6 protein-coding genes are annotated in these 5,562 nt (G+C 65.5%); 2 read left to right on the top strand and 4 right to left on the bottom strand.

The genetic code is table 11. The features are described 5' to 3' along the window. The 3 genes from ACMO6A_RS13985 to ACMO6A_RS13975 form a co-directional block, all read right to left on the bottom strand. A partial coding sequence (locus tag ACMO6A_RS13985) for a branched-chain amino acid transport system II carrier protein (protein WP_288662631.1) occupies positions 1 to 726 on the bottom strand: 726 nt, incomplete at its 3' end. Continuing rightward, positions 719 to 1,510 carry a rhomboid family intramembrane serine protease gene (locus tag ACMO6A_RS13980; protein WP_418471443.1) on the bottom strand — a complete coding sequence of 264 codons (792 nt, stop codon included), beginning with the start codon at positions 1,508 to 1,510 and terminating at the stop codon, positions 719 to 721. The genes ACMO6A_RS13985 and ACMO6A_RS13980, both read right to left, overlap by 8 nt. A gap of 591 nt (positions 1,511 to 2,101) precedes the next feature. Next, positions 2,102 to 3,526, bottom strand: a complete 1,425-nt coding sequence (locus tag ACMO6A_RS13975) for an ABC transporter permease (RefSeq protein ID WP_114532515.1) — start codon at positions 3,524 to 3,526, stop codon at positions 2,102 to 2,104. A 140-nt stretch (positions 3,527 to 3,666) separates the two neighbouring features. On the opposite strand from ACMO6A_RS13975, the gene ACMO6A_RS13970 reads away from it, so the two are divergent. Continuing rightward, complete coding sequence (locus ACMO6A_RS13970; protein ID WP_114532514.1) at positions 3,667 to 4,314, top strand: TetR/AcrR family transcriptional regulator; 648 nt, start codon at positions 3,667 to 3,669, stop codon at positions 4,312 to 4,314. On the opposite strand, the gene thrH is transcribed toward ACMO6A_RS13970, so the two are convergent. After that, positions 4,311 to 4,913, bottom strand: coding sequence for a bifunctional phosphoserine phosphatase/homoserine phosphotransferase ThrH (gene thrH / locus ACMO6A_RS13965; protein ID WP_114532573.1), 603 nt, complete (start codon positions 4,911 to 4,913; stop codon positions 4,311 to 4,313). The two genes, ACMO6A_RS13970 and thrH, sit on opposite strands and share 4 nt — an antisense overlap. Before the next feature lie 170 nt (positions 4,914 to 5,083). Here thrH and ACMO6A_RS13960 point away from each other — a divergent pair, with 170 nt between their 5' ends. Further along, entirely contained in the window at positions 5,084 to 5,527 is a 444-nt protein-coding gene (locus tag ACMO6A_RS13960; protein ID WP_009304409.1) for a zinc ribbon domain-containing protein, read from the top strand. Positions 5,528 to 5,562: the final 35 nt, after the last annotated feature.

Raw genomic sequence — 5,562 nt, 5'->3', positions numbered from 1 at the left:
GATGAGGCCCGCGCCCGAAATGGAGCCCGCCACGCGCTTCGGGTCGCTCACGCCCAGCTCGCGAACGTTCGCAGCCACCACGATGCCGAAGCACAGCGCCGCCAGCAAGTCCATGGTCTGGTACCCCGTGAGAAAACCGTTCGACAGCGGGCTCGCGTCATAGGGCGGCTGCGGAGCCGTCGGCGCGGGCGCGCCGCCCAGCACGGAGGCGCCGACCACCAACACGATGAGCAGGATGAGGGCGGGCGCAGAGAAACGCCCCAGCACGCGCGACAACAGCCCGGGTCGCAGCGCCAGCGCGAACGCCACGCCGAAGAACGCGACGGAGAACGCCGCCGTTGCGACGCCCAGGCCAGCCGCATCGGTTACGGGCAGCAGGGGCCTCAGCATCTCGAAGGCGGTCGAAGACGTGCGCGGAATGGCGAGAAACGGCCCGATGGTCAGGTACATGAGCGCGATGAACACCGAGGCGAACAGCGGGCTCACGCGCCCGGCCAGCTCGCGCACGCCGCCGCACACGGCCACCGCCACGATGCCGAGCACCGGCAAGCCGATACCCGCGATCAAGAAACCCGTCATGGCGGGGATCGCCTGATCACCCGCCTGCAATCCCAGAAGCGGGGGCAGGATGAGGTTGCCCGCACCGAAGAACATCGAGAACAGCATGCCGCCCACGGCCAGCAGCTGACCCGGCCGCAGCGCGACTGCGCGCCGCCCGCTAGACACCGAGCACCCCTTGCGAAACGAGCAGCCACACGAGCGCCGCCACCCACAGCACGGCCACGACGACGCGCACGGGATTCGGCACGCGCAGGCTGGCTGCCGGGATCATGAACATGGCGACGAGCCCGCCAAGCGCCCCTCCCAGATGCCCGCTCACGGAGATATTCGGCACGAGCAGCGTGTACGCCACGTTCACGGCGATGACCCCCAACATGCCCTTGCTGTACTGCGTGAAGAGCGAACGGTTCCCCTTATGCAGCACGGCTAACAGCGCCACGGCCACGAACAGGCCGAACACGCTGGTCGAAGCTCCGGCGCTCACCGCGGAGCCGCCGCCGAGCAGCACATCGGCCGCATAGGACACCGCATTGCCCGTTATTCCCGCGATGAAGTACAGCGCAAGATAGCTTCCCTTGCCCAGGGTGCGCTCCAACACCTCGCCCACGCTGTACAGCGCCACCATGTTGAAACCGAGGTGCATGAGGTCCATATGAAGGAACATCGGCGTGACGAAGCGGTACAGGTCGGCCGGCGACTGGACAAGCGGCGCGTGCATCGCGCCCATGTCCACGAGGGTGCGCGTGGAAATGTCGATGCGCATGCCGGACAGCACCGCCTCGAGCGCGAACACGGCGACGTTGATCGCGATGAGCGCGAGCGTGACCAGCCGATAACGGTTGCGCTCGAAGAAGCTCGGCTGGCTGTCCGCCATCATCCGTTTCAGCTGGTCGTCATCGATGACCGCCCTTTGTTGCGGTTCCACCGGCTCGTTCACCTTGTATGGCACGTCTTTCTCCTCGAACGTCGTATATCGAAAGTCGGAACATACTACCACGAGGATAGAGCCGGTCGATGATTCTGCACTTCACGTCCATTCCTCCCGAAAGCGGAAAGGCTGCGCTGCGGGCCGAGGATGCGCCTGAAAGGATCGCTTCGACATGGCGGAGGCGCGGGCAAAGGAGGGATGACACGCACCGACGTGCGCCGCCTTCTGGTTCCCAACGCGCCAGAACCGTCACCTGAAGCCGTCGCCCAGCCGCCTTCTTCGCCGCGAACGCACGGTTTCGACGCCTTGCGTGCAGCGAAAGCGCCGGTTTGGCAGTCCCGGCTCGATCGGACGGCGCATCCCGGGGTGGCGACGGAACGCCACCTGGGATTACGCCTCGCCAATGCTCGGGAAGGAGCGTCGAGCGCGGTCGAAGGCCGCCGAGGACTGCCAAACCGGCGATTTCGCTGCACATCGTCTTGCGAACCCCTGCAGCGAGGCGTCGCCGAGACAGCCGAAAGAGCGAGGTTGGGCGCGAACCGCGCGACAAAAGGAAAGGGGGCGAGCCGAAGCCCGCCCCCCCCCACGTGCAACGCCAAGCGGTTTCTCCGCCTAGGCGGCGACCGTCTCGCTCTTGTCCTTCTTGCCCGGCACGAGAGCGGCGATGCAGGTCAGCATCGCGCCGACCGCGCCCACGATCAGGAGCGGCAGGCTCCCTGCGTTCCAGGCGCCCGCGTCCAGATACAGGATGGCGCGGATGCCCTCGCTCATGAAGCGCTGCGGGGCCCACGGGTACACCCAGTCCTGCCAGAACGCCGGCAGAGCCTCGAAGGGGAACGTGCCCGTCATCATACCCAACGCGAACCCGACGAGCGCAAGCAGGCCGCCAAGCGCCGTGGAGATGTTGAACGCGCCGATGAACACGAGCATCACGCAGAAGCTGGCAAGCCACATGAACGGCACGATGGCGTCCATGGGAGCCTCGATACCGGCGATCCACAGCAGCATGCAGAACGCGCACAGGCTGACGATCAGCGAGGCCACGACGGCGTAAGCCGCCTGGATCCCGATGGACTTCCAGCGCTCCGCGCTCGTCGCATCCGTCTTCTTTCCGAAGATGCGGCTGAGGAACAGACCCGTCATCATCGACACCATGAACAGCGGCATGATGGCAAGCTGCAGCGACACCATGCCGGACATGGGATTGGCCGCCGCTCCGTCGCCATCGGAAGCCGACCCTTCGTGAATGGTCTCCACGTCCACGTCGACGCCCATCTGCTGGAACATCGAGGGGATGCTCGCGCCCATCTGGCTGGCCACGAGCGGGCTCTTCGCCTTGTCGATGAGCACCTTGAGGGCAGGAGCCTCCACTTCCTCAGCCTCGGAAGCCCCGTCGTCTTGCGCGGCGGCGGCCAAAGCAGCGGCCTGAGCCGCATCGCCTTGCGCGGCCGCCGCCGCATCCCCTCCCTGCGCCGCAGCGGCGGCAGCCATCGCGGCAGCCTGGTCGCCACCCGCAGCCTCCCCGCCTGCGGCGGCAGCAGCCATGGCCGCAGCCTGGTCGCCACCTGCGGCAGCTTCGCCGCCGGCTGCGGCTGCTTGGGCCGCCGCAGCGGCCTGGGCCTGCGCCTGCGCGGCCATCAAAGCCTGGGCTTGCGCGAGCGAGGCCTTCGTCTCGGCCTGCTTGACCGCCATCTGCTGGGCGCTGAAATCAGCGGGAACGATGATCGCGCCGTAGTATTCGCCGTTCTCGAGAGCTTCGTCCAGCTCTTTCTGGCTGCCCACCTTCGTCCAGGCGATGGGCGATTCCTCGCCGTCCTCCGCAGCCGTCGCGGACGTGATGTTCTCGACCAGGGTATCGCCCACGTTCATATCGCCCTGCGGCGTCTCCACGCCCTCGTCGAGCGACAGAACCGCGAACGGCAGCCCCTTCATCTCCATATTCGCCATCGGGTAGAACATGACGGACATGACGCATGCCGCCACGATGCCGATGAGCAGCGGCACTACGTACTTCGCTTTCCCGAGTTTCTCGAACACCGGGAGCCTCCTTCCGAATGCGTCGCCGGCGCTTGACCGCGCCCGCGGCTTGATTTATTCTCAAGAGGCAATTTTATTAGTCGCAACGTCTAATAAAAATGGTGAGTATTGTTCCTGTTGACTAGTTTCGAGGAGAAGCCATGGCGCGCCCGCGTAAAGACCAGGAAGGCCCCACCGCCGTCGAGCGCATGGAGGAGGCGTTCTGGGAGATCCTCGCCGAGAAACCGTACGCCCAGATCACCGTTAGCGAAATAGCGAAACGGGCGCAGGTCAACAAGAACGCGTTCTACTACCACTTCGACGGTTTGGGCGCGCTCGCCGCGCAAGCGCTGGACAACATGCTCCCACGCGAGATGGCGCGCATGCTGTTGATGAACGGAGATCCTTCGAGAGGCGTCGATGAAACCGAAGCGGGCGCTCTGCTGCGCGATCCCGACCTGAAAAAGCGCGTCGACCGTGCCCTTCTGGTCGTCGGCAAGAACGGATCGAGCGAGCTTGTGGCCACGCTGAAGAACCTGGTCATGCATACCTGGTTCGACCTGTTCCATGTCGATGAAACGCGTTTGAGCAGCGAAGCCATGGTGGTAGTGAGGTTCACCTTGGGCGGCCTCGTCGAGATCATGAGCGACGAAGCCTGCCGCGGCGACCACGCGAACCCGCTCCAGGCCATACTGAGCTCGGGTGTCGCGACCAACGCGTCGGCGAACGTCGTGGCGACGTTGCGCGCCGCCACCGACGAGCACCTGCGCGAAAACGCCGATGCCGCCGGCGACGGCGAACGCAGTTAAGCCATAGCCTGCTTGACGGCGGCGAGCAGGTCGTCGTATTCCTCGAACGCGGGCAGGTCGGGGTTCTCTGCCTTGATGGAATCGGGGCTGCGGAACAGGAAGCCCGCCTTGCTGGCTCTGATCATCCCCAGGTCGTTATGGCTGTCGCCCGCCGCGATGGTGTCGAAGCCGCAGGACTGCAGCGCGCGCACGGTGGTCAGCTTCGATTCGGGGCAGCGCATGCGAAAGCCCGCGATGGTGCCGTCGTCAGCCACCTCCAGCTCGTTGCAGAACAGCGCCGGCCAGCCCAGCTTCGCCATGAGGGGCTGGGCGAACTGGGTGAACGTGTCGCTGATGATGACGGCCTGGGTCGTGGCGCGCAGCTCGTCGAGGAAGTCCCTCGCCCCCGGCAAGGGGTCGATGCGCGCGATGGTCTCCTGGATCTCCTTGAGGCCCAGGCCATGCTGGCGCAGGATGTCCAGACGGAAGTCCATGAGCTTGCCGTAGTCGGGCTCGTCGCGAGTCGTGCGCGTCAGCTCCGGAATGCCGCTCTCCTCGGCGAACGCGATCCAGATCTCGGGCACCAGCACGCCTTCCAGGTCCAGGCAGGTAATGTACATCGTGTCGTCTCCCTTCGGCCGCGCACGCGGCATCTCGCAACAGGCTTGCAGCAACGCCATGCCATCATACCCGCAACCGCCGCGCAGCGCATCCCGCAACGCTTTGTTTCTTTACGGCGGGGCCGACGCCGTGGTTCAATGGTTGCGCAAGCCAACGACGAAAGGACCCCATGGCCATCGGAGACGTGCTCGTCCGCATCCGCAAGGAGCGCAACCTTACTCAGGAAGACCTAGCGCGCAAGCTTTACGTCACCCGCCAGGCCGTATCGCGCTGGGAGAACGGGGAGACCACGCCTGGCATCGACATGTGCAAGCTCATCGCCGCCACCTGCGATGTGCCCGTCGCCCTGCTTTTGGAGATGCCCGACGGCGCCTACTGCCAAAGCTGCGGCATGCCGTTCTACCAGGAGAAGGATCATGGCACCGAGGCGGACGGCTCTCTGTCGGCCGACTACTGCTCGTGGTGCTATGCGAACGGCGCGTTTCTGGAAGACGAGACGCTCGAGGAGCTGATCGAGCGCTGCGCCCCGTTCATGGCCGAGTCGTGCCACATCACGCGCGACGAAGCCGTTTCGTTCATGGGCGCCCTGCTCCCCACGCTCAAACGCTGGTAGCGGCACGAACGCCGCGTTCTGCGAAGCGAACGCGG

The sequence above is a fragment of the Eggerthella sp. genome (assembly GCF_048329335.1).
Taxonomy (GTDB): Bacteria; Actinomycetota; Coriobacteriia; order Coriobacteriales; family Eggerthellaceae; genus Eggerthella; species Eggerthella lenta.
This window is presented reverse-complemented; position numbering and strand designations above follow the sequence as displayed.